The organism is Agromyces tropicus, assembly GCF_039531345.1.
GTDB lineage: Bacteria > Actinomycetota > Actinomycetes > Actinomycetales > Microbacteriaceae > Agromyces > Agromyces tropicus.
Genome location: NZ_BAAAPW010000005.1, coordinates 298968 through 321100 on the forward strand (window position 1 = coordinate 298968; position 22133 = coordinate 321100).

Genomic DNA, 22133 nt, shown 5'->3' on the forward strand with positions numbered 1-22133 from the left:
TGCGTTCACGCCGAGCCGCCGGGCCGCACCAGTCCCGCCTCGTAGGCGGCGATGACGAGTTGCGCGCGGTCGTGCGCGCCGAGCTTGGCCATCACCCGGTTCACGTGCGTCTTGGCGGTGTGCCGCGAGATGACGAGGCGCTCGGCGAGATCGTCGTTCGAGAGGCCGCCGGCGACGAGCACGAGCACCTCGCGCTCTCGGTCGGTCAGGGTCGCCAGCGCGGCCCCGAGCGCGGAGTCGGCCGACGGTGCCGGCATCGGCCCCGACCGGACGTACCGCTCGATGAGCACGCGGGTGGCGGATGGCGACAGCAGCGACTCCCCCGCATGCACCGTCCGCACCGCCTCGACGAGCGCGTCGGGGTCGGTCCCCTTGCCGATGAAGCCCGAGGCGCCGGCGTGCAGGGCGCGCACGACGTTCTCGTCCTCCTCGAACGTCGTCAGGATCAGCACTCGGACCTCCGCGAGCTCGGGGTCCACGCCGATGCGGCGCGTCGCCTCGATGCCGTCGAGCCCCGGCATCCGGATGTCCATGAGCACCACGTCGGGGCGCAGCTCGCGCACGAGGGCGAGCGCCTCGTCGCCGTCGGCCGCTTCGCCGACCACGTCGAGCGTCGGCTCCGCGCCGAGGAGCGCGCCGACCGCCTGCCGGATCAGGGGCTGGTCGTCGACCACGAGGACCCGGGTCGTCATGGGCGGAGCTCCGGCTTCGCGTCATCCGTCGGCTCGGGCGTCATTCGGGGCCCGACGGGGAACTCGGCGCGAAGCCGGTGGACCCCGGCCTCCGCGCCGGTCCGCAGCGTGCCGCGGACCGCGGCCACCCGCTCGCCGAGTCCGAGCAGCCCGTGCCCGCCCGGGCCGCCGGCCACGTCGACGTCGGCGGGCGCACCCGGCCGCGCCGCGTTGGACACGGTGATCGCGAGCCGGTCGGGACCGTGCTCGAGGAGCACGTGCGCCCGCCCGTCGTCACCGTGCTTGCTCGCGTTCGTCAGCGCCTCGCGCAGCACCAGGTACGCGGCGCGGTCGACGGCGGGCGGGACCTCACCGGCGTCGGCGGCGACCTCGCGGCGCACGGTGACCCGGAGCCCGCCGAGTGCGACGTCGGCGACGAGTCGATCGAGGTCCGCCAGTCCTGCGGGCGGGACCGACGGCGCGTCGCCGTCCGATTCGGTCCGCAGCGTGGAGAGCAGGTCGCCGATCTCGCCGAGCACCTCGCGCGCGGCCCGGGCCGCGGCCGCCATCGACTCCCGTGCGCGCGGCAGGTCCGCCTCACGGCCCTCGGCGACGGCGCGCTCCGCGACGGCGGACTGCAGGTTGATGACGGCCATCTGGTGGGCGACCGCGTCGTGCAGGTCGCGCGCGATGCGCAGCCGCTCCTCGGCCACCCGGCGCCGCGCCTCCGACTCGCGGGTCGCCTCGGCCCGCTCCGCGCGCTCGGCCAGCGCGGCGACGTACGCGCGGCGCGAGCGCGAGGCATCCCCCGCCGCGGCGGCGAAGGCGATGAGCGCCGGGACCGGGATGAGCCGCGGGTCGAATCCGGCGCCGGCACCGGCGACGAGCTCGACGCCGATGAGCGCGACGATCGACCCGAGCACCGTGACGAGCACCGTGCGACGCCGTGCCCGGTTCGCGAGTGAGAACGCCGCGATGGCGGCGGGCACGACGAACGGGAGCGCGCTGCCGACGACGAGGGTGCCGGCGGCCATCAACCCCCAGACGAGCAGGTAGGCGACGAGCGGGAACCGGCGCCGGAGCAGCAGGATCGGCGCCTGCGCGAGCGCCAGGACGAACGCCCCGGGCGCCTCGACGGCCAGGAACTCCGGCGACGGACCGCGGTAGGGCGCGCACGCGGCCGCGATCGCGACGACCACGACGATGACGTCCCGCAGCCATCCGGGCAGGACCCGGTGCGGCCCGGGCGGCTCGGGGATGCGGTCGGTCATGCCTCGATCCTCGCGCATCCGCGTCGTCGCGGGCGGGCCGGGCACCCCCATGCCCGGACCCGCCCGCTCATCCACCGTGCCGCTCCTACTCGTACCGGAGCGACTCGATGGGGTCCTGCCTGGCCGCCCGACCGGCAGGGATCGTGCCCGCGAGGAACGCGATCGCCATCACGAGCACGACGATGGACGCCACGGAGACGGGGTCGAACGCGATGAGCGTGAGCCCGGGCAGGTCGGCGAACATGGTCGTCGCCAGGGCGTTGCCGACCGCCGTGCCGGCCGCCATGCCGAGGAGCACGCCGACGGCCGAGCCGAGGAAGCCGATGAAGGTCGCCTCGGTGCTGAACAGCCCGAAGACGCGGCCGGAGCCCATGCCCATGGCCTTCATGAGGCCGATCTCGCGCGTGCGCTCCTGCACCGACATGAGCAGCGTGTTCACGATGCCGAACCCGGCGGCCAGCAGGGCGATCACCGCGAAGGCGTTGAGCACGAGCACGATGCCGTCGATCACGGCCTTGAAGGCGCCGATCTGGTCCTCGACGGTGGTGGCCGTGAACCCGGCGTCGGCGAGCTCGTCCTTCAGGTCCTGCGTGGCCGTGGCCCCGGCTGCCGGATCGAACCGCACGACGGCCGAGCCGGAGAGGGCGGCCTGGCCGGTCGAACCCGTCTGCTGCGCCGCGGCGAGCGCGTCGGTGAGCGCGGTGTTCGGCGAGGCGCTGCTGCCCGCCCCGACGAGGCCGGCCTCGGACACCCCGACGACCTCGGCCGTGACCGTCTGCTCGGTGCCCGTGGCATCCGTCAGCCCGAACACGACGTCGCTCCCGATCGCCTGCGACTGCGAGTCGAACCCGAGCGGCTCGACGAAGTCGACCGGGATGACGACCTGCGGGTCGTCGGCGGCCGCGTCGGGCTGCTCGCCGGAGGCGAGCACGACCTCCATGCCCGGGATGAACGAGCCGACGGAGATCTCGTACCGCGTGCCGCCGTCGGCCTCGACCCAGTCGACCGCGACCTGCTTGAGCGGCTCGACCGACTCGACGCTGTCGATCGCCGCGATGGTCGCGAGGTCGTCGTCGGTGATCGGGTCGATGGTCGCGCCGCCGACCGGTCCGTCGGCCCCGAGCCCGGAGGCCGCGACGGCATCGGGGTCGTACTCGCGCGGGCCGTCGTCGGTCGTCTCCTCGACCTGGTGCGCGACGGTCATGACGTCCTCGGCACCGATCTCGGCGACGGTCTGGTCGATGTAGCGGTTGATGCCGGTGCCGAGGCCCGTGGTGATCGTGAGCGTGAAGGCGCCGATGAAGATCGCCAGCACCGTGAGGACGGTACGGGTCCTGGAGCGGAACGTGTTCGCGACGGCCGAGCCGACGACGTCGACGGCCCTCATGCGGCCAACTCCTCGGCGGTGCGGCCGGCGTCGCCGGAGTCGGAACCGGTGCGGCCCTCGGCCGCGGGATCGGATGCCTCGATCCGCCCGTCGCGCACGGTGATGCGGCGGTCGCAGCGCGCGGCCAGGTCGTCGTCGTGCGTCACGACGACGAGCGTGATGCCGCGCTCGCGGTTCAGGCCGAAGAGGAGGTCCTCGACCGCGGCACCCGTCGCGGTGTCGAGGTTGCCGGTCGGCTCGTCGGCGAAGATCACCTGCGGGTCGTTGACGAGGGCGCGCGCGATGACCACGCGCTGCTTCTGCCCGCCGGAGAGGTCGCGGGCCCTGTTCCTCGCCTTGTCGGCGAGGTCGAGCTGCTCGAGCACGGCCATGCCGCGCCGCTTGCGCTCGGTCCGACCGACGCCCGCGATCTTCAGCGGCAGGATGACGTTCTCGAGCACGGTCGCGCTCGGCGTGAGGAAGAACTGCTGGAACACGAATCCGAAGGTGCGGTTGCGGACCCGGTTGAGCTCGCGCCCGCGGAGCCGGTCGGCCGCCGCACCGTTGAGGTCGACGTGGCCGGAGGTCGGCCGGTCGAGCAGCGCGAGCAGGTGCATGAGCGTCGACTTGCCGGAGCCGGACTTGCCGACGATCGCGAGCGCCTCGCCGGCGTGCACCTCGACGTCCACCCCCTTGAGGGCGTCGAAACGGGTCGGGCCGCGACCGTACGACCGGTGCAGGTCGACGGCGCGGAGGACGGGGGTGGGCATCGGGCTCCTCTCGGCGGGTCGGCCGCCGGTGGTGGCGACCGTGCCTCGAGTCAACGCGCTTCGCGCCGTCGGCGAATCCTCCGCTCGCCCGATCTTCGCGTACTGCGATCGCAGTACGTCGACGGATGCTGGCCCGAGCGGGATCCTCCCCGGTACGGTCATGGCAGGCGCGGCCGGCGGAACGGACCCGGCCCTCGCGAGCCGCGCGGAAGGGCGGACGGAATGCGACTGGAACCGCTGTACCGACTTCGCTTCACCTACCCCGAGGAATGGGGGGTCGAGCTCGAGGGCGGATGGCTGCAGTACTTCTTCCTCGCCGAGGGGACGGCGGAGGGGGCCGTCACCGGGCGGTTCCGCGGTTCGAACGCCCCGCTGCGCCGGACGATGGAGGGTCCGTTCCAGCCCGAGATGCGGGGCGTGATCGAGACGGACGACGGGGCGAGCGTCATGTTCGAGTGCCACGGGTACGGCCGGGCTCATCCCATCGGTCGACGGCAGGTCGTGGGCACGGTCCTGCACCTGAGCGACGACGAGCGACTGCGCCGGCTGAACGACGTCGTGTGCGTGTGCGTGGGCGAGGTGCGCACGGCACCGGACGGACCGGACTCCGCCACGACGCTCGTGCTCGACGTCGCGGAACTGGTCTGGGAACCGATCGCGGACTGAACCGGCTGCGTCTCGTGATCCCACGCGGCACGGCGGGTCGGACCGCGCAGGGAACCGGCGTCAGTCGCGTCCGTCGCCGACGCCGGCACCGGCCTCCGCGCCGGGCACGTCGATGCCGCGCTCGGCCAGCAGGTGCCGGTATGCACGGATCTTGGTGCGGATGACCTCGCGAGAGGCCAGGAGCCGATCGATCTGCTCGTCGAGGGAGCGCGCGTGCGCCTCCATGAGCTCGACGCGCTCGTGCTCGTTGCCGTCGCCGGCGCGCACGAGCTCGGCGTACTTGGAGATCTCGGAGACCGGCATGCCCGAGTCGCGCAGCCGGGCGAGGAGGCGGAGCCACCCGATCGCCTGTTCGCCGTAGACGCGACGTCCGGTCGAGGTCCGAGGGATGTCGGCGGGGAAGAGTCCCCGAGCCTCGTACCAGCGGAGCGTGTGGACGCTCATGCCCGTGAGGGCGGCCAGTTCGCCGATGCGGTAGACGGGTGCCGGCGCGGACTGCTCGATGGCCATGATGTCTCCTTGACTTCGAGCGCACTCGAGATCGTACCGTCGGGAGCATGGTCACCACGCAGGACATGATCGCCCGCCAGCAACCGCTCGAAACCGCGTTCGGATACCGGACGAGCGCGGCCGAGGTCATCGCCGGGCACGACCTCGCCGGCAAGCGCGCCATCGTCACCGGCGGGTACTCGGGTCTCGGCCTCGAGACCGTGAAGGCGCTGGCCGACGCCGGCGTGTCGGTGCTCGTGCCGGCGCGGCGCACGGATGCCGCATCCGCCGCGCTCGCGGACGTCCTCGGCGTCGAGGTCCGGCCGATGGACCTGGGCGACCTCGACTCCGTCGCCGCCCTCACCGCGTCCGTGCGCGAGGACGGCACGCCGATCGACCTCGTGATCAACGTCGCTGGCGTCATGGCGTCGCCGCACCAGCGGACGCCGCAGGGCTGGGAGTGGCAGTTCGGCACCAACCACCTCGGCCACTTCGCGCTCGTCGGCGGGGTCGCCGACCTGCTCGTGGACGGTGCGCGCGTCGTCTCGTACTCGTCGACGGCCCACTACCGGTCGCCCGTGCGGTTCGACGACCTCGACTTCGAGACGACGCCGTACGACCCCTGGATCGCGTACGGCCAGTCCAAGACGGCGAACGCCCTCTTCGCCGTCGGGCTCGACGCGCGCGGCGGTGCCCGCGGCATCCACGCCTACTCGGCCCACCCGGGCGGCATCATGACCGACCTGCAGCGCCACATGCCGCGCGAGGAACTGCTGGCCCGGCAGTGGATCGACGAGGAGGGCAACCCGAACCCGCTCTTCAAGACGCCCGCCGAGGGCGCGTCGACGGGTCTCTGGGCCGCGACCGCGCCCGAGCTGATCACCCGCGGCGGCGTCTACTGCGAGGACTGCTCGCTGAAGGGCGTCGTGCCGCCGGACCACGCGGACCTGCGCACGGGCGGCGTCAAGGAGTGGGCCATCGATGTGCCCTCGGCCGAGCGCCTGTGGGAGGTCTCGGTCGAGGCGACGGGGCTGGATCCGCTGGCGTAGCGGCACGCCGTCCGGCGAGCCGTCTGCGATGATCGGAACGACCGAGCACCGCACCGTCGAGCCGAAGGATCAGCGATGACCTCCACTCCCTCGAAGCCGAATCCCCGACGACCCCTGGGCGAATCGAAGGCCACGCTGTTCGGCACGGCGCTGCTGCTCGTCATGGCAGGACTCGTCGTCGCCGCCGGCGCGATCCTCGCGGTCGCCGCCGTCGTCCTCGGCGACACCGCGATGCAGTTGCCGTAGGCCGCCGCGGCCGCGCCCGGCCGCCGGCTCACCGCCGGGGCGTCCACCCCGGCGGGAGCGGCCCGTCGATCGCCGCACGCTCCAGGTCGGCCTGCGCCGACCAGCCCTGCGCGGCATCCGTCGCATCGAACCCGTCGCGGGCGACCCGGAAGCCGACGTCCTCATGGTGCATGCGCGGGGCGCCGCCGCGCCGGACCGACGCCCGGACGCTCCAGGCGTCGTCGGCGAAGCCGCCGCCGCGGAACACCCGGTACTCGTCGTAGCGGGCGGGGTCGAGGAGGTCCCAGCACCACTCCCAGACGTTGCCGAGCGTGTCGAAGAGGCCATTCAGGTTCGGCAGCTTCGCGCCGACCTCCTGCGGGGTGCGAACCCCGTCGGCGCTCGTCCACGCGACCTCGGGAAGCGGACCGTAGTGGGGGCCGTGCGAACCCGCCCGGCAGGCGAACTCCCATTCGGCCTCGGTCGGCAGCCGGTACCCGTCGGCGTCGACGTGCCAGGCCACCTGCTCGCCGTCGAACGAGTACGCCGAATCGAGGCCCTCCCACTCGGAGGCGGCGTTGCAGAAGCGGATGGCGCGCAGCCAGCTCACCTCGGTCGCGGGGCGTCGGGGGTGCGTCGCGGTCTCCCCCAGCAGCTCTGCCAGTTGCTCCTGCGTCACCGGGTACACGCCGATCTCGAACGGCTCGAGGTCCACGCTCCAGCGGATCCCGCGGCGCGCATCGTGGAGCCGGACCGTGCCGCCATCGATCCGGGCGAGCTCGAGATCAGCGGTCATCGCGGAAGTCTCTCACGCGCCGCCACGCCCCGACCCTCCGTGCGGCCGCGACGATGGACGGCGCGTCGAGCGGCGCCATCCGTCGTCGCCATCGTGGCGACTCCCGCGCGACCGCCGCTCGCGTAGGGTCACCCCCGCTCGATCAATGGCGACGACAGGAACCACCATGACCACCTCCCCCATCACGGCCCCCCGGACGAAGCTGCGGCGCTCGCTCGGCCTCTGGGCCATCGTCGGCCTCGGCCTCGGCTACATGACGCCGATGACCGTGTTCGACACGTTCGGCTACGTGTCGGACGAGAGCGGCGGCGTCGTGCCGCTCGCCTACACGTTCGCCCTCGTGGTGATGCTGTTCACCGCGATCAGCTACGGCCGCATGACGCGCGTCTACCCGTCGGCCGGTTCCGCGTACACGTACGCGTCCGAGACGATCCACCCGAACGCCGGCTTCCTCGTCGGATGGACGGCGCTCCTCGACTACCTGCTGCTGCCCCTCGTGAACGCGCTCCTCGTGCGCCAGTACCTCGAGTCCTTCTTCCCCGACGTGCCCGGATGGATCTGGGTGGTCGGCTACGTCGCCCTCATCACGATGCTCAACCTGTGGAGCATCTCGTCGACGTCGCGCGTGAACGGCACACTCGTCGTGTTCCAGGTCGTGCTCATGGCGATCTTCGTGCTCCTCGCGTTCGGCGCGCTGCAGCAGGGCGCGGGCAACGGCACCGCGTTCAGCATCGAGCCGCTGTACCACGCCAACGTGCAGATCGCGACGGTCATCAGCGCCGCGACGATCGTCTGCTTCTCCTTCATCGGGTTCGATGCGATCACGATGTACACCGAGGAGGCGAAGGACGCGAACACCGTGCCGAAGGCGATCGTGCTGTCGCTCCTCATCGGCGGCGTCATCTTCTTCACCGCCGGATGGTTCGCCCAGTCGCTGTTCCCGGTCACCGAGGGCTTCACCGAGGGCACCGCACTGCCCGAGATCGCGTACTCGGTCGGCGGCATGCTCTTCCAGATCTTCTTCGTGTCGGCGGCCATCGCCGCGGCGGCGGCGTCGAGCCTCTCGTCGCACGCCAGCGTCTCGCGGATGATCTACGTCATGGGCCGCAACGGCGACGGCCCGCTCGCGCGGCGCCTGTCGTACGTGCACCCGAGGTTCCGCACCCCGGCCGTCGCGGTCGTGCTCGTCGGCGTCGTGTCGCTCGGCGCGGCCATCGCCGACCTCGACTTCATCTTCTCGATGATCAACTTCGGCGCGCTGATCGCATTCACGGTCGTCAACCTCGCGGTCATCCTCCACTTCGCCGTCCGCCGTCGCGAGGTGAAGACCGGTCGGCAGGTCCTCCGCAACATCGTGCTCCCGGCGATCGGCGTCGTGCTGACGGTGGTGCTCTGGCTCAACGTGAGCGCCGACGCGATGACCTACGGCCTGATCTGGCTCGCCGTCGGCTTCGTCGCACTGCTCGTGATGACCCGGGCGTTCCGTCGTCGGCTCCGCATGTCGGTGCAGGAGGACCGGGTCATCGCCGAGGGCACCGAGGGCGAGGACGCGCTGCTCGAGGACGACCGGGAGCGCCTGCACGCCGGCGAGTAGCCCCGTCCCACCGAGGCGTCGCCCGGACCGATCTCGGTCCGGGCGGCGCTTCGTCGTGCTCCTGAAACGGAGGACGCGAATCCACGGCGTTTCCGTCCTTGTTCTCAGGAGGCCCTGCGCGCTTTTCAGGAGGCCCTGCGTGGCGGCGCCGACGGGCCGCGGCTCAGCACCAGGCTGCGACGCCTCAGCTGGTGCCGTTCTGCTCAGCCGGGAGCAGCGAGCCGTCCACGATGTCGCCCGCCACGAGCTCGTCGAGCGCGTCCAGGAACGTGAGCGTCGCCGGCGACAACCGGCGGGTGAGCGCCCAGTGCACGGCGATGCGCCGCGAGGCATGCGGCGCCTCGAGCGGGCGCACGACGGTGTCGTCGTCGTGCACGATGCGCACGGCGAGCGAGCCGAGGATCCCGATCCCGAGCCCCTCGCGGACGAGCGCGAAGACGGAGGTCGGCTGCGTCACCGCGAGGCTCCGCTCGACGTCGATCTCGGTCCCGTCCAGCATGCGGCGGAATTCGCCGCCGATCCGTGCGTCGAGCCCCGCCTCGCCGGTGGTGATGACCGGGTGTCCCGCGAGGTCGGTCGCCTCGATCACCTCGCGACCCGCAAGGGGATGGTCCTTCGGCACGACGACGCGGAACGGGTCGGTGAGCAACGCCCGCCGCCCGATGCCCGCGCGCCGCTCCTCCACGATCGGGCTGATGCTGATCTCGATCGTCCGGTGCGCGAGCGCCTCGGCCAGCCAGCTGTTCGGCCCCTCGTGCACCTCGAACGCGACCTCCGGGTGCTCGGCGCGGAACTTCGCGATCAGCGGTGCGATGAAGACGGCGCTCACGCTGGGGACGCTCCCGACGCTGACCTCGCCGCGCACCTCGCCCTGCCTGGCCGCGACGGCGGCGAGCGCGGCCTGCCACTCCGCGATCGCCGCTCGCGCATGCGGGAGGAAGGCCTCCCCTGCCGGCGTGAGCGCCGGTGGATGGACGTCGCGGAAGAAGAGCTGCTCGCCGAGCATCGTCTCGAGGGAGGCGACGTGCTCGCTCACCCGCGACTGCGAGCGATGCAGGCTCCTCGCCGCGACGCCGAAGCCGCCGAGCTCGTGGACGGCGACGAACGACCGCGCCCAGGACAGCTCCATGACGCCAACCTAGTCCCGCACGCCGCTCACGCCCGCGAGGGCACGTCCGGCGACGGGATCGCGCCGCGGACGAGCGGGTCCTCGGTGCGCCGCATGTCCGCGTCGAGGGCGCGCGCCAGGTCCTCCCGCAGCACGTCGTACTCGACGTCGGCGGCGAGGTTCTCCAGTTCCCACGGGTCGCGATCGAGGTCGTAGAGCTCCTCGGGCGGTCGCGGCTCGTTCGGCCAGTCGCCCATGCCCGACCGCGTGGAACTCTCCTCGAGGTCGATCGGGAGCGGCAGCCGGACGTCGTCCTGGAAGTTCCGGATGTACTTCGCCGAGCGGGTCCGGACGGCGCGGATCGGGTCGTAGCGATCGTGGAAGCTCTTCTCGAGCACGAGCCGCCGATCCGCGCCCGTGTCGCCGTGGGCGAGCAGGGGCAGGAAGCTCCTCCCCTCGAGCGGGGCGGATGGGGTCCCTCCGGCCAGCTCGATGAGGGTCGGCACGATGTCGAGGTGGCTGACCAGGTCGCTGCGCCGCCCCGGCGACACGTCGAGATGCGCGGGCGGGCGCACGATGAAGGCGACCTTCACGCCCGAGTCGTACAGGGTGCTCTTCGCCCGCGGGAAGGCGACCCCGTGGTCGGTCGTGAAGATGATCATCGCCTCCCGGCCCCGGTCGGACCCGTCGATGGCGTCGAGGATCATTCCGACCGCCTCGTCCATCTGCCGGATCGCGCCGTGGAAGTCGGCGATGTCGTCACGGGTGGCCGCGTTGTCGGGGAGGTACGGCGGCACGTCGACGTCGGCCGGCTCGGCGCGGCGGTAGTCCTCCCTCGGCCACGGACGGTGCACCTCCCACATGCCGATCGTCACGAGCGTCGGCGCGTCGTCCCGTGGCTGGTCGCACCACCATTCGACGCGGCGCGCGACCTCCATCGCGCGCGGGAGGAAGCCGAGGCCGTGGACCTCGTCGTAGCCGAGCGCCCGGGCGTCGAAGTCCTCGTGCTGGAGTCCGATCAGGACGCTGCGGTAGCCGAGCGGCCGGAGGTGCTCCGGCAGCGTCCGCACGCCCGGCGCGTACCGCCATCCGTCGTGTGTCAGGCCCATCAGCCCGTTCTGGTGCGGCAGCAGGCCCGTGAACAGGGCCGAACGGGCGGGCGTGCACAGCGGCGCGGCAGCGAACGCGGCGTCGAAGACCACGCTCCGCTCGGCGAGGGCGTGCAGGTTCGGGCTGGGGATCGAGGCCATCGAATAGCAGGAGAGCCAGTCGCCCAGGTCGTGGCCGTGGATGATGAAGATGTCCGGTCGTGTCGGCATGGGGGTTCTTCCGGTCATGGGAGGCGGTCCGTCGGGTGGTCGCTCGGGGTCGGTTCGCAGGTGCTCGCGGTCGTCATCCGCCCATCGGGTAGCCGGCGTCGGCGACCACCTGCGTGAGCTCCTCCTGCAGGCGCTTCATGCCCTCCTCGGCGCCGAGGTCGCCGGCGGCGATCTCGGGCAGCACCGTCTCGGTGGCGGTGAGGAAGTCGGAGCCGAAGGTGAACCGGAACGGGCCGACCGCCGTGGGCGCGGACTCCGCGACCACGTCGAGGTAGGTGCTCGCCTCGGGGCTGAGACCGGGGGCGTCGTAGGCGTCGGCGCGCGTCGGGATGCCGCCGTTCTCCGCGAACACCTCCATGCCCTCCTCGGAGGTGACCCACTCGATGAAGCCGAGCGCGAGCTCCCGGCGATCCTCGGGGAGGTCGGCGGGGAGGCCGAGGTTCCAGAGGCCCGTCGCCGAGACGCCGCCGGGCAGGGGTGCGAAGCCGACCACGCCGGCGACGTTCGAGCTGGCCTCGTCGTTCATGCTGCTCGCGGCCGCGGCGACGACGTCGAGCTGCGCGGCGTCGCCGCCCTGCATCGCCGCGATCGCTTCCGCCTGGCCGACGGCCTTGGGGTCGGCCGGTCCGAGCTGGGCGAGTTCGTGGAACACCTCCGCGGCGCGGATGGCTTCGGGTGAGTCGAAGGCAGGCGTCCAGTCGACGCCCGGCTCGACGAAGAAGCTCCCGCCGAGTCCGTAGAGGATGCCGGCGAAGTCGTACGTCACGCCGGGGGCGCCCGGGACGCCCTGGTACCGCTGGACGTATCCGTATCGCGCCTCGCCGGAATCGACGACCGCCTGCGCATTCTCCACGACGCCGTCCCAGGTCGTGGCCGGCTCGAGGCCGAGGTCGTCGAAGACGTCGGTGCGGTACATCATGATCTGGAGGTTGCCCATGAGCGGCACGCTCGTGACCTCGCCGCCGGGTCCGAACGCGCGGGCGTCGGCGTCCCAGTTCGTCACGTCGTCGTACGTGAAGATCTCGGGATCGAGCTCGAAGTCGGGGTCTGCGTCCGTGAACGGCATGAGGATGCCCGCGTCGTTGAGCTGGGCCAGGTCGACCTCGTTGACCTGGTAGACGTCGAAGGCGTGGCTGCCGTTCTGCGCGTCGTTGAGGATCTGGGTCTTGACCTCGGGGTTCGGGAACGGCCGGAGTTCCACGTCCACGCCGGTGGCCTCCTCGTAGGCCGCGACGACGGCGTCGTAGGCGGGGTTCCAGGGCGCCTGACTCGTGATCACGACGAGCCGGTCGCCGGATCCGAGTGCACCGCCCGCGGCGGCGCCCGAGCATCCGCTGAGTGCGAGGGCTGCGGCGGCGAGGCCGCCGACGGCGATGGTGAGCTGGGACTTCTTCATCGTGTGCTCCATTTCGGGTTGGGCGCCGCGGGACTAGCCCTTGACGGCGCCGGAGGTGAGGCCCGCCACGATCTGGCGGTTGGCGAAGACGGCCATGAGGATGATCGGGACGGCGGCGAGCGTTCCCGCCGCCGAGAGTTCGCCCCAGGTCACGGCGAACGGCTGGAGGAGGCCGGCGATGCCGACCGTCACCGGTGCGGTCGCGCCGCCGGAGGTGAGCGTGAGGCCCATCTGGAACTCGTTCCACGCCATGATTCCGCTGAAGACGCCGACGGCAGCCAGCCCGGGGCGGACCACCGGGACCATGACGTGCAGGAACACCCGCCACTCGGACGCGCCGTCCATGAGCCCGGCTTCCCGGAGCTCCTCGGGCACCGCCGAGAAGTACGACGACATCAGCAGGGCTGCGAAGGGCAACTGGAGGAACGCGTTGACGAGGATCAGCCCCCAGACGCTGCCGAGGACGCCGAGCTGCGCGAGCAGCACGTACAGACCCGGGACGAGCGTCATCGGCGGGATCAGCGGCACGAAGCCGGCGATGATGAGCGCCGGGACGACGATCCAGCGAGGCGGGCGGAGCCGGCTGATGGCGTACCCGGCGAGGGACCCGACCACGAGGCAGATGAGCACCGTGCCGACGACGATCGCGACGCTGTTCGCGATCTGCGCGACGAACACCCCGTCGCGCAGCACCCGCTCGTAGTTGCCCAGCCAGAACGGCCACTGCCATTGCGACGACACGATCGCGCGGTTGGGGAGGAACGAGAGGAGCAGAGTCCAGGCGATCGGGACCACAGCGACGACGAGGACCGCGACGACGGTCGCCTCGACCCAGAAGCGGTTCCGGCGGACGTCGGGGCCAGCAGCGGTGGTCGTGCTCATCGGTTCGCCTTCGCTCGGAGGAACAGGATCATGCCGACCACGCCCGCGGTCAGGACGACCACGAGGAGCGAGAAGGCCGCCGCCTCGCCGAACGCGAGGTGGTCGAAGAAGAGGGTCTTGATGTGCTGCGTGACGAGGGTGGTGGCGAAGTTGGGGCCACCGGCGGTGAGCAGGTACATCTCGTCGAACGCCTTGACGCCCATGATCACGCGGACCACGACGACCGCCACGACGGCGGGTCGCAGGGCGGGCAGCACCACGTGGCGGATGACCCGCCACTCCCCCGCACCGTCGACCCGTGCGGCCTCGAGGGTGGACGCGTCGACGCCCTGCAGCGCGGTGTAGAGGAAGAGGAAGACGACCGGCGTCCAGTGCCAGACGTCGACGATCACGACGGCCGCCATCGCAGTGGGTCCGTCGCCGAGCCACCCCTGCGTGGGGAGGCCGAGGTTCAGCAGCAGCTTGTTGAGTCCGCCCGCGGTCGGGCTGAGCAGCAGCAGCCACATGAGCGAGACGACCACAGGGGCGATCACGGCAGGCCAGATCAGCACGTTCCGCGCGAGCGGGAGCATGGCCACCGCTCGGTCGACGAGCAGTGCGAGGGCGAGGCCGACGAACAGCGACACGACGACGGTGAGTACCACGAAGAGCACGGTGTTCCCGATCGAGCGGAGCGCGACCGGGTCCTCGACGACGGCGGCGAAGTTCTCGAGCCCGGCGGCGTCCCATTGGAAGACGCCGCCCCGGATGGCGACGTCGGAGAACGCCATGCGGATGACCTGCGCGAGCGGGTAGACCGCGAACACGAGCCCGAAGAGCACGAACGGGAGCAGTGCGAGGATGCCGAACCCGGGGCTCCGGCGCCGAGGTCGACGCGCTCGCCCGGCGGGTTCCGGAGCGATGGGGCGGGGTTCCGCCGTGGGGATCGGCGGCGCGGCAGTGCTGGTCACGCAACCTCCATTGGTCTGCGGCCTGGGGGACGCGATTCACGCTATGGGGGTTCGAATCATCTGTCCAACGCGTTACTCGGAACGCAATGATCCGCTTTCCGGATGGTGTTGCGCATGCCGAAGCGGGGCGCGGCATCGCCGCGCCCCGCCCTGCGATTCCGACTCAGCCGCGCGGCGCCATCGCGCTGATGAGCTCGTAGGCGACGTGGGATGCCGCGACGGCGGTCAGCTGCGCGTGGTCGTACGCGGGTGCGACCTCGACGACGTCGGCGCCGACGATGCGCTTGTCGGAGAGGGCGCGGAGGATCCGCAGCAGCTCCCGGCTCGTCAGCCCGCCTGCCTCCGGGGTGCCGGTGCCGGGCGCATGCGCCGGGTCGAGCACGTCGATATCGATCGAGATGTACAACGGGGCGTCGCCGATGCGCGCACGGATGCGCTCGATCGCCGCGGCGACGCCGTGCTCCTCGACGTCCTCGCTCGTCACGATCGCGAAGCCGAGGCGCTCGTCGTCCGCGAGGTCCTCGACGCCGTAGAGCGGCCCGCGCGTTCCGACGTGCATGCTCGCGGTGAGGTCGATGAGCCCTTCCTCCGAGGCCCGGCGGAAGGGGGTGCCGTGCGTCACCGGGGCGCCGAAGTACGTGTCCCAGGTGTCGAGGTGCGCATCGAAGTGGAGGACCGCGACGGGACCGTGCGCCTCGTGCACCGTGCGGAGCAGCGGCAGCGCGATCGTGTGGTCGCCGCCGATCACGACGAGCCGGTCGGCGCGCTCGCGGAGGCCGCGCGCCGCGTGCTCGATCTCGACGACGGCCTCGTCGATGCTGAACGGATTGACGGCGAGGTCGCCGGCATCCGCGACCTGCTGGGTCGCGAACGGCGAGACGTCCTGCGCGGGGTTGTACGGCCGCAGCAGGCGCGACGCCTCGCGCACGTGCGCGGGGCCGAAGCGGGCTCCGGGCCGGTAGCTCACCCCGCTGTCGAACGGCACGCCGACGACCGCGATGTCGGCTCGCGGCACGTCCTCCAGGCGCGGCAGGCGCGCGAAGGTGGCGATGCCCGCGAAGCGCGGGACGCGGCTCGCGTCGACGGGGCCGACGGGCGCCGTGCCCGCGGCATCCGTGTGCTCGGGGTTCGAGGTCGGCATCGGTGTTCCTTTCGAGGTGCTGGGGTCGTTCGACGGCGGGCCCGCGATCACGTGCGCGGCTGGCGGACGTGCACGAGCTGCACTCCGCCCGCGGAAATCGCGTCGCGGATCGCGTCGCCGAGCGCGTCGACATCGTCGACGCGACGCCCGACGGCGCCGAAGGCGGTGGCGAGCGCGGCCCAGTCGGGCTGGACGAGGTCGACCCCGACGGGGCGGATGCCGCGATCGAGCTCGTTCTGCTTGATCTCGGCGTAGCCGCCGTTGTCGACGCACACGACGGTCAGGTCGAGGCGCTGCTCGACCGCGGTCATCAGCTCGTTGACGGCGAACATGAGGGCGCCGTCGCCGAGCACGGCGACCACCGGGCGGTCCGGGGCGGCGACGCGCGCGCCGATCGCAGCCGGCAGGCCGTAGCCGAGGGTCGCGTAGGTCGGGGTGTAGAGCAGCGAGTGCGGCCGCGACCGGCGCAGCACGTTCGCGAGTGCCAGGTAGACGATCTGCGACGAGTCGCCGGCGACGATCGCGTCGTCGGGCAGCGCGTGGGCGATGCGCTCGGCGAGCGCGACGTCGTCGGGCGCCGTGGCTCGGATCTCGTCGGCGATCGCGCCGCGGAGTGCGGCGAGGTCGGGTGCGGGCCGATCGTCGGCGGGGAGCATGGCGAGCAGGTCCTCGACCACGGGGGCGCAGTCCCCCACGATGCCGACGGTCGCAGCGAGGTTCTTGTCGAGCTGGGCGGCGGAGCGGTCGACGCGCACGACCCGTCCGCGGGCCTCGAGCGCGGGCGCCCAGAGCTCGGCCTCGCCGAGCTTGGAGCCGAGCACGACGAGCACGTCGGCGGCCTCGGCGAGCGCGCGGGCCGTCTCCAACCGCAGGTTCGAGCCGAGCGAGAGCGGGTGGTGCTCGTCGAGCGTCCCCTTGCCGTTGAGCGTGGTCAGCACGGGGGCGCCGAGTCGCTCGGCGAGCTCGGTGACCTGGCGTGCGGCGCGGGTGGCCCCGCCGCCGGCGACGATGACGGGCGACTGCGCTGCGGCGAGCAGCTCGGCGGCCGCGCGCACGGCCGCGGCATCCCCGCGGTCCGGAACGGGAGCCGGGCGCGCGGCTCGCGCGTCGGCGGAGACGCCCGCCGGCGCCTCGAGGACGTCGAGCGGGATCTCGATGTGCACCGGACGCGGACGCCCGGTGCGGAACAGCTCGAACGCGTCGTGCACGGCCTCGACGGCCTCGGCGGCGGTCGTCACGCGTCGGGACCACTCGGCGATGGCGGCGACCATGGCCGAGGCGTCCTTCGTCTCATGCAGCGTGCCGACGTCGCGGAACTCGTCGCCGAGCGGCACGCCCGGCGACAGCACGATGAGCGGCCGCGACTCGCAGAACGCCGTGCCGATGGCGCTCATCGCGTTCTGCAGCCCGGGCCCCGAGGTCGTGATCACCACGCCCGGGAGTCTGGTCTGCTGCGCCCAGCCGTCCGCGCCGTAGCCCGACCCCTGCTCGTGCCGGTTCGTGACCGCGCGGATGCCGAGGTCGGCGAGCGGCCGGTAGAACTCCAGGTTGTGCGTGCCCGGGATGCCGAAGATCGTCGTCACGCCGTAGGCGCGGATGGTCTCGAGGACCGCCCGGCCGGCCGTGTCGGCGTACCGCTCGGCCGTGTCGCGTGCATCGTCCATGATCGCCATCGTCTCGCTCATGCCGGGACCGCCTCCTTCGGCGCGGCTGTCGGCGCGTCGGCCAGCACGTGGCGCGGTTCCCCGCCGACCCAGGTCTGCAGGACGCGGATTCCGGCGATCCGCTCCGGTTCGATCGTCAGCGGATCGTCGGCGAGCACCGCGAAGTCGGCGTACTTGCCGACCTCCAGCGAGCCGAGGTCGTCCTCGCGCCCGAGCGAGACAGCCCCCTCGTAGGTGTGCGCACGCAGTGCGGCGAGCGCCGAGATCCGCAGGTCGCCGGGGCCCAGCGAGTTGCCGCGGCGCGTCACCCGGGTCACGGCTGCCTGGACGGCCTCGAGCGGGATCGGGTCGGCGACGGGTGCGTCCGACGAGATCGTCATGGGCACGCCGGCCCGCTCGAACTCGCCGAGCGGGTTGAACCGCTCGCCCGGGGTGCCGATCGCGTCCTCGACGCCCTCGCCCCAGTTGTAGTAGTGCTGCGGCTGGTTCACCGGGCGGATGCCGGCTGCCGCCATCCGCTCGATCTGCTCGCCCGTCGGCAGGCCGCAGTGCTCGATGCGGTGACGCGCATCGTCGTCGGGCCGCTCTGCGAGCGCCGCCTCGATCGCCGAGACGACCATCTCGATCGCGGTCGGCGACTGGGCGTGCGTCGCGGTCTGCAGGCCGGCGGCGTGCGCCTTCCGGATCAGCTCGGCGTAGTCGGCGGGCTCGTGGTAGAGCTGCCCGGTGCGGCAGGGGTCGCCCACGTAGCCGTCGGGGAAGTACGCCGTCCAGCCGCCGAGCGTGCCGTCGGCGTAGAACTTGATGCCCGCGAAGCTGAGGTGGGCGTTGCCGAACTGGCCGACGAGGCCCATCTCGAGCGCGTCGTCGAGCAGGTGCGAGAGCAGGTACATCGAGACCCGCAGCTCGAGCCGGCCGGCCTCGGCGAGCCGGAGGTACATGTCGAACTCGCGTCGCGAGACCTGGGCGTCGCCGATCGTCGTGACGCCGCCGGCGAGGAACCGCTGCGTCGCGACGTCGAGCTGGCGCAGGTGCTCCTCGGGCTCGTCGGCGAGGTGGAAGTTCGGCCCGTGGTGCCCGACGTCCACGCCGTGGACGCCGGTGAGGATGTTGCACGCGGCATCCGACAGCTCGCCCGTGAGCTCGCCGTCGGCGTCACGGAAGAACTCGCCCCCGGGAGGGTTCGGCGTCTCGCGGTCGACGCCGTTGACCTCGAACGTGGTGGAGTTCACGACGCCGCCGTGGCCCGATGCGTTCATGAGGTACACCTCGCGGTCGGTGGCGACCTCGTCGAGCTCGAACCGGGTGGGATGCCGCTGCTCGGCGAGGTTGCGGTGCTCGTAGCCGTAGCCGCGCACCGGGCGACCGGCGGGCAGGTCGGCTACGGCATCCCGCAGCAGTGCCACGATCTCGGGGATGCTCGCCGCCTTCGCCGGCCCGCAGTCGACCCACGTCATCATCTGCCCGTACATGAGCGGGTGCGCGTGCGCGTCGACGAATCCGGGCACCACGACCGCGTCGCCGAGGTCGATGCGCTCCGGCTCCAGCCCGGCATCGGCGGCGGCCTGCGCGCAGTCCGCTGCCGAGCCGATCGCGAGGATGCGCCCGCGGTCGAGGAGCATGGCCGTCACCGTCGTCGACGCGAGGTCGACGGTGTGGATGGCACGGGCCGTGATGAGCCGGGGGGCGGCCTGCTCGGGCCGGTCGAAGGCGGCGAGTTTCCTCATGGCTGGCGGATCCCCGTGGTGTCGGTGCGGGCGGTGAACGACGCCGTCGCGGGCGCCTCGTCGGAGTGCTGCGGCGCGAGCCTGGTGCAGATCGCGGCGAGCACGGCCATGCCGGTGAACATCGCGATGACCGACCAGATGTCGCCCGTCCAGGCGATGAGCTGCGTCGCGAACCAGGGCGAGAACCCGGCCCAGATCGCCGCGCCGACGCCGTACGAGAGCGCGATCGAGGTGTAGCGGGCCTGGGGCCGGAACATCTGCGCAAGGATCGCGGCGATCGGCGCGTACGTGGCGCTCATCGCGATGCGCACGAGCGAGGCGAACAGGAAGATGAGCGGCTCGACGCGGCCGGGCAGGATCAGCATGAACGGCGCGAACGTCAGCACCGAGGTCGCGAGGCCGAGGTACATGATGTTCTTCCGGCCCCACTTGTCGCCCAGCCAGGCGACCGGCAGGGTCACGACGAACTCGATGAAGGAGGCGATCGTCATCGCGTCGAGGATGACCTGCGCGTTGATCGAGATCGGCTCGCCCGTGGCGTACGCGGTGGCGAAGGTCGTGGCGAGGTAGTAGCCGCCGGTCGAGATCGGCAGCAGGCCGATGCCGAGGAGGATCGGCTTCCAGTTGTTGCGGAGGGCGAAGGCGAGCGGCATCGACTGCTTCCGGCCCTCGATCTTCTGCTCGAACACGGGCGACTCCTCGACCCGGTACCGGACCCAGAGGCCGACGCCGATGAGGACGATCGAGAGCAGGAACGGGATGCGCCATCCGCCGTTGATGATGAAGTCGTCGCCGAAGCGCGTCATGATCGCGAAGACGCCCGAGGCGAGCAGCGCGCCGGCGGGGTTGCCGAGCTGCGTGAAGCCGCCGTAGAACGTCTTCGACTTCTCGGGCGCGTGCTCGACGCTCATGAGCACCGCGCCGCCCCACTCGCCGCCGACCGCGAGGCCCTGGAGCGCCCGCAGCAGGATGAGCAGGATCGGCGCCATGACGCCGATGGTCTCGTAGGTCGGGAGGCAGCCGACGAGCACCGTGGCGGCGCCCATGAGCAGCAGGGTGATGACGAGCGAGACGCGGCGGCCGAGCTTGTCGCCGATGTGCCCGAAGAGGATGCCGCCGAAGGGACGCACGAGGAAGGCGATGGCGAACGTGGCGAACGCGGCGGCGGTCTCGGCGAGCGGGTCGTCGCTCGGGAAGAACAGGGGGCCGAAGACGAGCGCCGCGGCGGTGGCGTAGACGTAGAAGTCGTACCACTCGATCGTGGTGCCGACGAAGGCCGCGAAGCCGGCTCGCCTGGCCCTGCTGTGCGTTGTGGTCATGAACCGCTCCTTTGCGGGTCGGAGGGGATGGAAGGGGAGGTGCCGGTCGGGGATCCCCGCTGGGCGGGGCGACGCGTTGGATGCTACGAGCGCGCAGGTCCGGCGGCAAGCACGGAACTCCAGTGAGGCCCCGCGTTCACCGGTGTTCTGTCATCGACTTCACGCATTTCTCGGTCTTGCGTCCTCTTCCCGGTCGTCTACGCTGGCGATATGTCACGCGCAGCGAGCGTTCCCCGGTATCTCGGCGAATCGGGCCGACGGTGGTGAACTTCGACGCCGAGCTCATCCGCGCCCTCCAGGACGACGGGCGGGCGAGCATCCACGACTTGGCCGCCGAGCTTGGGCAGTCGCGCGCCGCGGTATCGGCGCGCCTGCGCGCCATGCGCTCGGACGGCACGGTCCGCGTCGTGGCGGCGGTCGATCCGCAGTTCCTCGGGCAGCACGTGCTGGCCCACGTGTCGATCCGGACGGAGGGCCCGACCGGTCCGGTCGCCGATCACCTTCGCGGCCTCGACGAGACGGTGCTCGTCTCCGCGGTCGGCGGCGTGCACGACCTCGTCACCGAGATCCGCGTCGCCTCGATGCCGGCGCTGCACGACCTGCTGGCCGAGATCCGGGCCCTGCCCCGCGTCGTCGACATCAACACCCTCATCTACTCGACCGTGATCAAGGGCTTCTTCGTCTCGGACTACCGCGGCGGGGTCCGGATCGACGCGACCGACGCCGCGCTCATCGAACAGCTGCAGCGCGACGGCCGCGCGAGCTTCCGGGCGCTCGGCGAGGCCGTGCGCCTCTCGCCGTCGGCGGTCGCGACCCGGGTCGACCGGCTCGTCGACGGCGGCGTCATCAAGATCAGCGCCGTCGAGGCGCGCGGGCTCGCCCAGCGGCAGCTCTCGCTCGGCGTGGGCCTGAACCTCGCGGGCGACGACGACACCGTGCTCGACGCGATCCGCGCCTGGCGCGGCATCGACTTCGCCGCACGCTCGCTCGGCCGCTTCGACCTGATCATGACGCTGGTCGAGCCGTCGGCGGGCGCTCTCTCCGCGAGCCTCGAGCGCATCCGCGCCCTGCCGGGCGTCAGCCACACGGAGGCCTGGTTCCACCTCGCGGTGCTCAAGGAGGACTACGCCCGCACCCTGCGCGCCGCGGACCTCGCCGCCGCGGGCGGGGGCTGACGCGGGCCGCCGGCGTGTGGCCTCGAGGTGCGCTCACGTAATGTGCTAATGTCCTTACATGACCGGTCCATCGATGAACTTCTACACGAGGAAGTGGGTGCGCCCGGAGGACCTCAACGGGAACGGCACGCTCTTCGGGGGGAGCCTCCTCCGTTGGATCGACGAGGAGGCGGTGGTGTACGCGGTCCTTCAACTCGGGAACGGCCGCGTCGTCACGAAGTACATGTCCGAGATCGACTTCGTCAGCTCGGCCCGTCAAGGCGACCTGATCGAGCTGGGCCTCGTCGCGACCGCGTTCGGTCGCACATCGCTGACGCTGCGAGCCGAGGCGCGGAACATGATCACGCGGAGGAGCATCCTCACGATCGAGCGGATCGTGTTCGTGAACCTGGACGCCGACGGCGACCCCGTCCCGCACGGTCACACCGAGATCACCTACGACAGAGACCGCATCCCGGCTCCGATCGACCCTCCGGCGCTCGACTGATCGTCATTACATATTGTCATCTTGTTAGGACATAGGTAACATGATCGCACCGACCATCCGCTCCGCCC

Annotated in this window: 21 protein-coding genes; 6 read left to right on the forward strand and 15 right to left on the reverse strand. The window is 71.8% G+C overall.

All coding sequences use genetic code 11. From position 1 onward, the window contains the following. Positions 1–5: 5 nt before the first annotated feature. The 4 genes from ABD230_RS15680 to ABD230_RS15695 all read right to left on the reverse strand — a co-directional run bounded on the left by ABD230_RS15680 (position 6) and on the right by ABD230_RS15695 (position 4078). Positions 6–692, reverse strand: a complete 687-nt coding sequence (locus tag ABD230_RS15680; protein ID WP_344376481.1) for a response regulator transcription factor — start codon at positions 690–692, stop codon at positions 6–8. Next, a complete protein-coding gene (locus ABD230_RS15685; protein ID WP_344376483.1) occupies positions 689–1942 on the reverse strand; it encodes a sensor histidine kinase in 1254 nt (417 codons plus the stop codon). Before ABD230_RS15685 ends, ABD230_RS15680 begins: the two co-directional genes overlap by 4 nt. 85 nt (positions 1943–2027) lie before the next feature. Next, entirely contained in the window at positions 2028–3329 is a 1302-nt protein-coding gene (locus ABD230_RS15690) for an ABC transporter permease (protein ID WP_344376484.1), read from the reverse strand. Further along, positions 3326–4078: an ABC transporter ATP-binding protein gene (locus tag ABD230_RS15695; RefSeq protein ID WP_344376487.1), complete on the reverse strand. Its 753-nt coding sequence runs from the start codon at positions 4076–4078 to the stop codon at positions 3326–3328. The genes ABD230_RS15690 and ABD230_RS15695 overlap by 4 nt, the downstream gene beginning before the upstream one ends. Positions 4079–4300: 222 nt before the next feature. Here ABD230_RS15695 and ABD230_RS15700 point away from each other — a divergent pair, with 222 nt between their 5' ends. Next, entirely contained in the window at positions 4301–4744 is a 444-nt protein-coding gene (locus tag ABD230_RS15700; protein WP_344376490.1) for a hypothetical protein, read from the forward strand. Positions 4745–4804: 60 nt separating this feature from the next. Here the strand turns inward: ABD230_RS15700 and ABD230_RS15705 are convergent, their stop codons facing one another. Then, entirely contained in the window at positions 4805–5254 is a 450-nt protein-coding gene (locus ABD230_RS15705; RefSeq protein WP_344376494.1) for a MerR family transcriptional regulator, read from the reverse strand. A 47-nt stretch (positions 5255–5301) separates the two neighbouring features. On the opposite strand from ABD230_RS15705, the gene ABD230_RS15710 reads away from it, so the two are divergent. Together ABD230_RS15710 and ABD230_RS15715 are read left to right on the forward strand one after the other, a co-directional pair. Next, positions 5302–6282, forward strand: coding sequence for an oxidoreductase (locus ABD230_RS15710; protein ID WP_344376497.1), 981 nt, complete (start codon positions 5302–5304; stop codon positions 6280–6282). A 75-nt stretch (positions 6283–6357) separates the two neighbouring features. Then, entirely contained in the window at positions 6358–6528 is a 171-nt protein-coding gene (locus ABD230_RS15715) for a hypothetical protein (RefSeq protein WP_344376499.1), read from the forward strand. 28 nt (positions 6529–6556) lie between these two features. Here ABD230_RS15715 and ABD230_RS15720 read toward each other — a convergent pair whose 3' ends face one another. After that, positions 6557–7303: a formylglycine-generating enzyme family protein gene (locus tag ABD230_RS15720; protein WP_344376504.1), complete on the reverse strand. Its 747-nt coding sequence runs from the start codon at positions 7301–7303 to the stop codon at positions 6557–6559. A gap of 166 nt (positions 7304–7469) precedes the next feature. On the opposite strand from ABD230_RS15720, the gene ABD230_RS15725 reads away from it, so the two are divergent. Continuing rightward, complete coding sequence (locus tag ABD230_RS15725; RefSeq protein ID WP_344376507.1) at positions 7470–8897, forward strand: APC family permease; 1428 nt, start codon at positions 7470–7472, stop codon at positions 8895–8897. 184 nt (positions 8898–9081) lie between these two features. Here ABD230_RS15725 and ABD230_RS15730 read toward each other — a convergent pair whose 3' ends face one another. The 9 genes from ABD230_RS15730 to ABD230_RS15770 all read right to left on the reverse strand — a co-directional run bounded on the left by ABD230_RS15730 (position 9082) and on the right by ABD230_RS15770 (position 20403). Next, on the reverse strand, positions 9082–10026 hold the full coding sequence (locus ABD230_RS15730; protein ID WP_344376508.1) for a LysR family transcriptional regulator: 945 nt from the start codon (positions 10024–10026) through the stop codon (positions 9082–9084). 26 nt (positions 10027–10052) lie between these two features. After that, positions 10053–11324, reverse strand: a complete 1272-nt coding sequence (locus ABD230_RS15735; protein WP_344376510.1) for a sulfatase family protein — start codon at positions 11322–11324, stop codon at positions 10053–10055. Positions 11325–11397: 73 nt separating this feature from the next. Beyond that, positions 11398–12720 (reverse strand): extracellular solute-binding protein, encoded by a 1323-nt coding sequence (locus ABD230_RS15740; RefSeq protein ID WP_344376515.1) that lies wholly within the window; start codon positions 12718–12720, stop codon positions 11398–11400. A 33-nt stretch (positions 12721–12753) separates the two neighbouring features. Beyond that, positions 12754–13602 carry a carbohydrate ABC transporter permease gene (locus ABD230_RS15745; RefSeq protein WP_344376517.1) on the reverse strand — a complete coding sequence of 283 codons (849 nt, stop codon included), beginning with the start codon at positions 13600–13602 and terminating at the stop codon, positions 12754–12756. Further along, positions 13599–14552, reverse strand: coding sequence for a carbohydrate ABC transporter permease (locus ABD230_RS15750; protein ID WP_344376520.1), 954 nt, complete (start codon positions 14550–14552; stop codon positions 13599–13601). The genes ABD230_RS15745 and ABD230_RS15750 overlap by 4 nt, the downstream gene beginning before the upstream one ends. A 163-nt stretch (positions 14553–14715) precedes the next feature. Next, positions 14716–15693 carry an agmatinase gene (gene speB, locus ABD230_RS15755; RefSeq protein ID WP_344376523.1) on the reverse strand — a complete coding sequence of 326 codons (978 nt, stop codon included), beginning with the start codon at positions 15691–15693 and terminating at the stop codon, positions 14716–14718. Between the two features lie 47 nt (positions 15694–15740). Next, entirely contained in the window at positions 15741–17378 is a 1638-nt protein-coding gene (locus ABD230_RS15760; RefSeq protein ID WP_344376526.1) for a thiamine pyrophosphate-binding protein, read from the reverse strand. Continuing rightward, positions 17375–19084 carry an amidohydrolase gene (locus ABD230_RS15765; protein WP_344376528.1) on the reverse strand — a complete coding sequence of 570 codons (1710 nt, stop codon included), beginning with the start codon at positions 19082–19084 and terminating at the stop codon, positions 17375–17377. The genes ABD230_RS15760 and ABD230_RS15765 overlap by 4 nt, the downstream gene beginning before the upstream one ends. Continuing rightward, positions 19081–20403: an MFS transporter gene (locus ABD230_RS15770; RefSeq protein ID WP_344376530.1), complete on the reverse strand. Its 1323-nt coding sequence runs from the start codon at positions 20401–20403 to the stop codon at positions 19081–19083. Before ABD230_RS15770 ends, ABD230_RS15765 begins: the two co-directional genes overlap by 4 nt. Before the next feature lie 260 nt (positions 20404–20663). Here ABD230_RS15770 and ABD230_RS15775 point away from each other — a divergent pair, with 260 nt between their 5' ends. Further along, positions 20664–21578, forward strand: a complete 915-nt coding sequence (locus ABD230_RS15775) for an Lrp/AsnC family transcriptional regulator (RefSeq protein ID WP_344376533.1) — start codon at positions 20664–20666, stop codon at positions 21576–21578. 58 nt (positions 21579–21636) lie between these two features. Next, positions 21637–22065: an acyl-CoA thioesterase gene (locus tag ABD230_RS15780; RefSeq protein ID WP_344376535.1), complete on the forward strand. Its 429-nt coding sequence runs from the start codon at positions 21637–21639 to the stop codon at positions 22063–22065. Positions 22066–22133: the final 68 nt, after the last annotated feature.

What these genes read in the sequence shown, in the direction of transcription:
- ABD230_RS15690 (WP_344376484.1), bottom strand. Translation starts at nt 3,329, where the DNA reads ATGAGGGCCGTCGACGTCGTCGGCTCGGCCGTCGCGAACACGTTCCGC.
- ABD230_RS15745 (WP_344376517.1), bottom strand. Translation starts at nt 13,602, where the DNA reads ATGAGCACGACCACCGCTGCTGGCCCCGACGTCCGCCGGAACCGCTTC.
- ABD230_RS15725 (WP_344376507.1), top strand. Translation starts at nt 7,470, where the DNA reads ATGACCACCTCCCCCATCACGGCCCCCCGGACGAAGCTGCGGCGCTCG.
- ABD230_RS15695 (WP_344376487.1), bottom strand. Translation starts at nt 4,078, where the DNA reads ATGCCCACCCCCGTCCTCCGCGCCGTCGACCTGCACCGGTCGTACGGT.
- ABD230_RS15705 (WP_344376494.1), bottom strand. Translation starts at nt 5,254, where the DNA reads ATGGCCATCGAGCAGTCCGCGCCGGCACCCGTCTACCGCATCGGCGAA.
- ABD230_RS15710 (WP_344376497.1), top strand. Translation starts at nt 5,302, where the DNA reads ATGGTCACCACGCAGGACATGATCGCCCGCCAGCAACCGCTCGAAACC.
- ABD230_RS15730 (WP_344376508.1), bottom strand. Translation starts at nt 10,026, where the DNA reads ATGGAGCTGTCCTGGGCGCGGTCGTTCGTCGCCGTCCACGAGCTCGGC.
- ABD230_RS15760 (WP_344376526.1), bottom strand. Translation starts at nt 17,378, where the DNA reads ATGAGCGAGACGATGGCGATCATGGACGATGCACGCGACACGGCCGAG.
- ABD230_RS15720 (WP_344376504.1), bottom strand. Translation starts at nt 7,303, where the DNA reads ATGACCGCTGATCTCGAGCTCGCCCGGATCGATGGCGGCACGGTCCGG.
- speB (WP_344376523.1), bottom strand. Translation starts at nt 15,693, where the DNA reads ATGCCGACCTCGAACCCCGAGCACACGGATGCCGCGGGCACGGCGCCC.
- ABD230_RS15740 (WP_344376515.1), bottom strand. Translation starts at nt 12,720, where the DNA reads ATGAAGAAGTCCCAGCTCACCATCGCCGTCGGCGGCCTCGCCGCCGCA.
- ABD230_RS15765 (WP_344376528.1), bottom strand. Translation starts at nt 19,084, where the DNA reads ATGAGGAAACTCGCCGCCTTCGACCGGCCCGAGCAGGCCGCCCCCCGG.
- ABD230_RS15685 (WP_344376483.1), bottom strand. Translation starts at nt 1,942, where the DNA reads ATGACCGACCGCATCCCCGAGCCGCCCGGGCCGCACCGGGTCCTGCCC.
- ABD230_RS15770 (WP_344376530.1), bottom strand. Translation starts at nt 20,403, where the DNA reads ATGACCACAACGCACAGCAGGGCCAGGCGAGCCGGCTTCGCGGCCTTC.
- ABD230_RS15780 (WP_344376535.1), top strand. Translation starts at nt 21,637, where the DNA reads ATGACCGGTCCATCGATGAACTTCTACACGAGGAAGTGGGTGCGCCCG.
- ABD230_RS15715 (WP_344376499.1), top strand. Translation starts at nt 6,358, where the DNA reads ATGACCTCCACTCCCTCGAAGCCGAATCCCCGACGACCCCTGGGCGAA.
- ABD230_RS15735 (WP_344376510.1), bottom strand. Translation starts at nt 11,324, where the DNA reads ATGCCGACACGACCGGACATCTTCATCATCCACGGCCACGACCTGGGC.
- ABD230_RS15680 (WP_344376481.1), bottom strand. Translation starts at nt 692, where the DNA reads ATGACGACCCGGGTCCTCGTGGTCGACGACCAGCCCCTGATCCGGCAG.
- ABD230_RS15700 (WP_344376490.1), top strand. Translation starts at nt 4,301, where the DNA reads ATGCGACTGGAACCGCTGTACCGACTTCGCTTCACCTACCCCGAGGAA.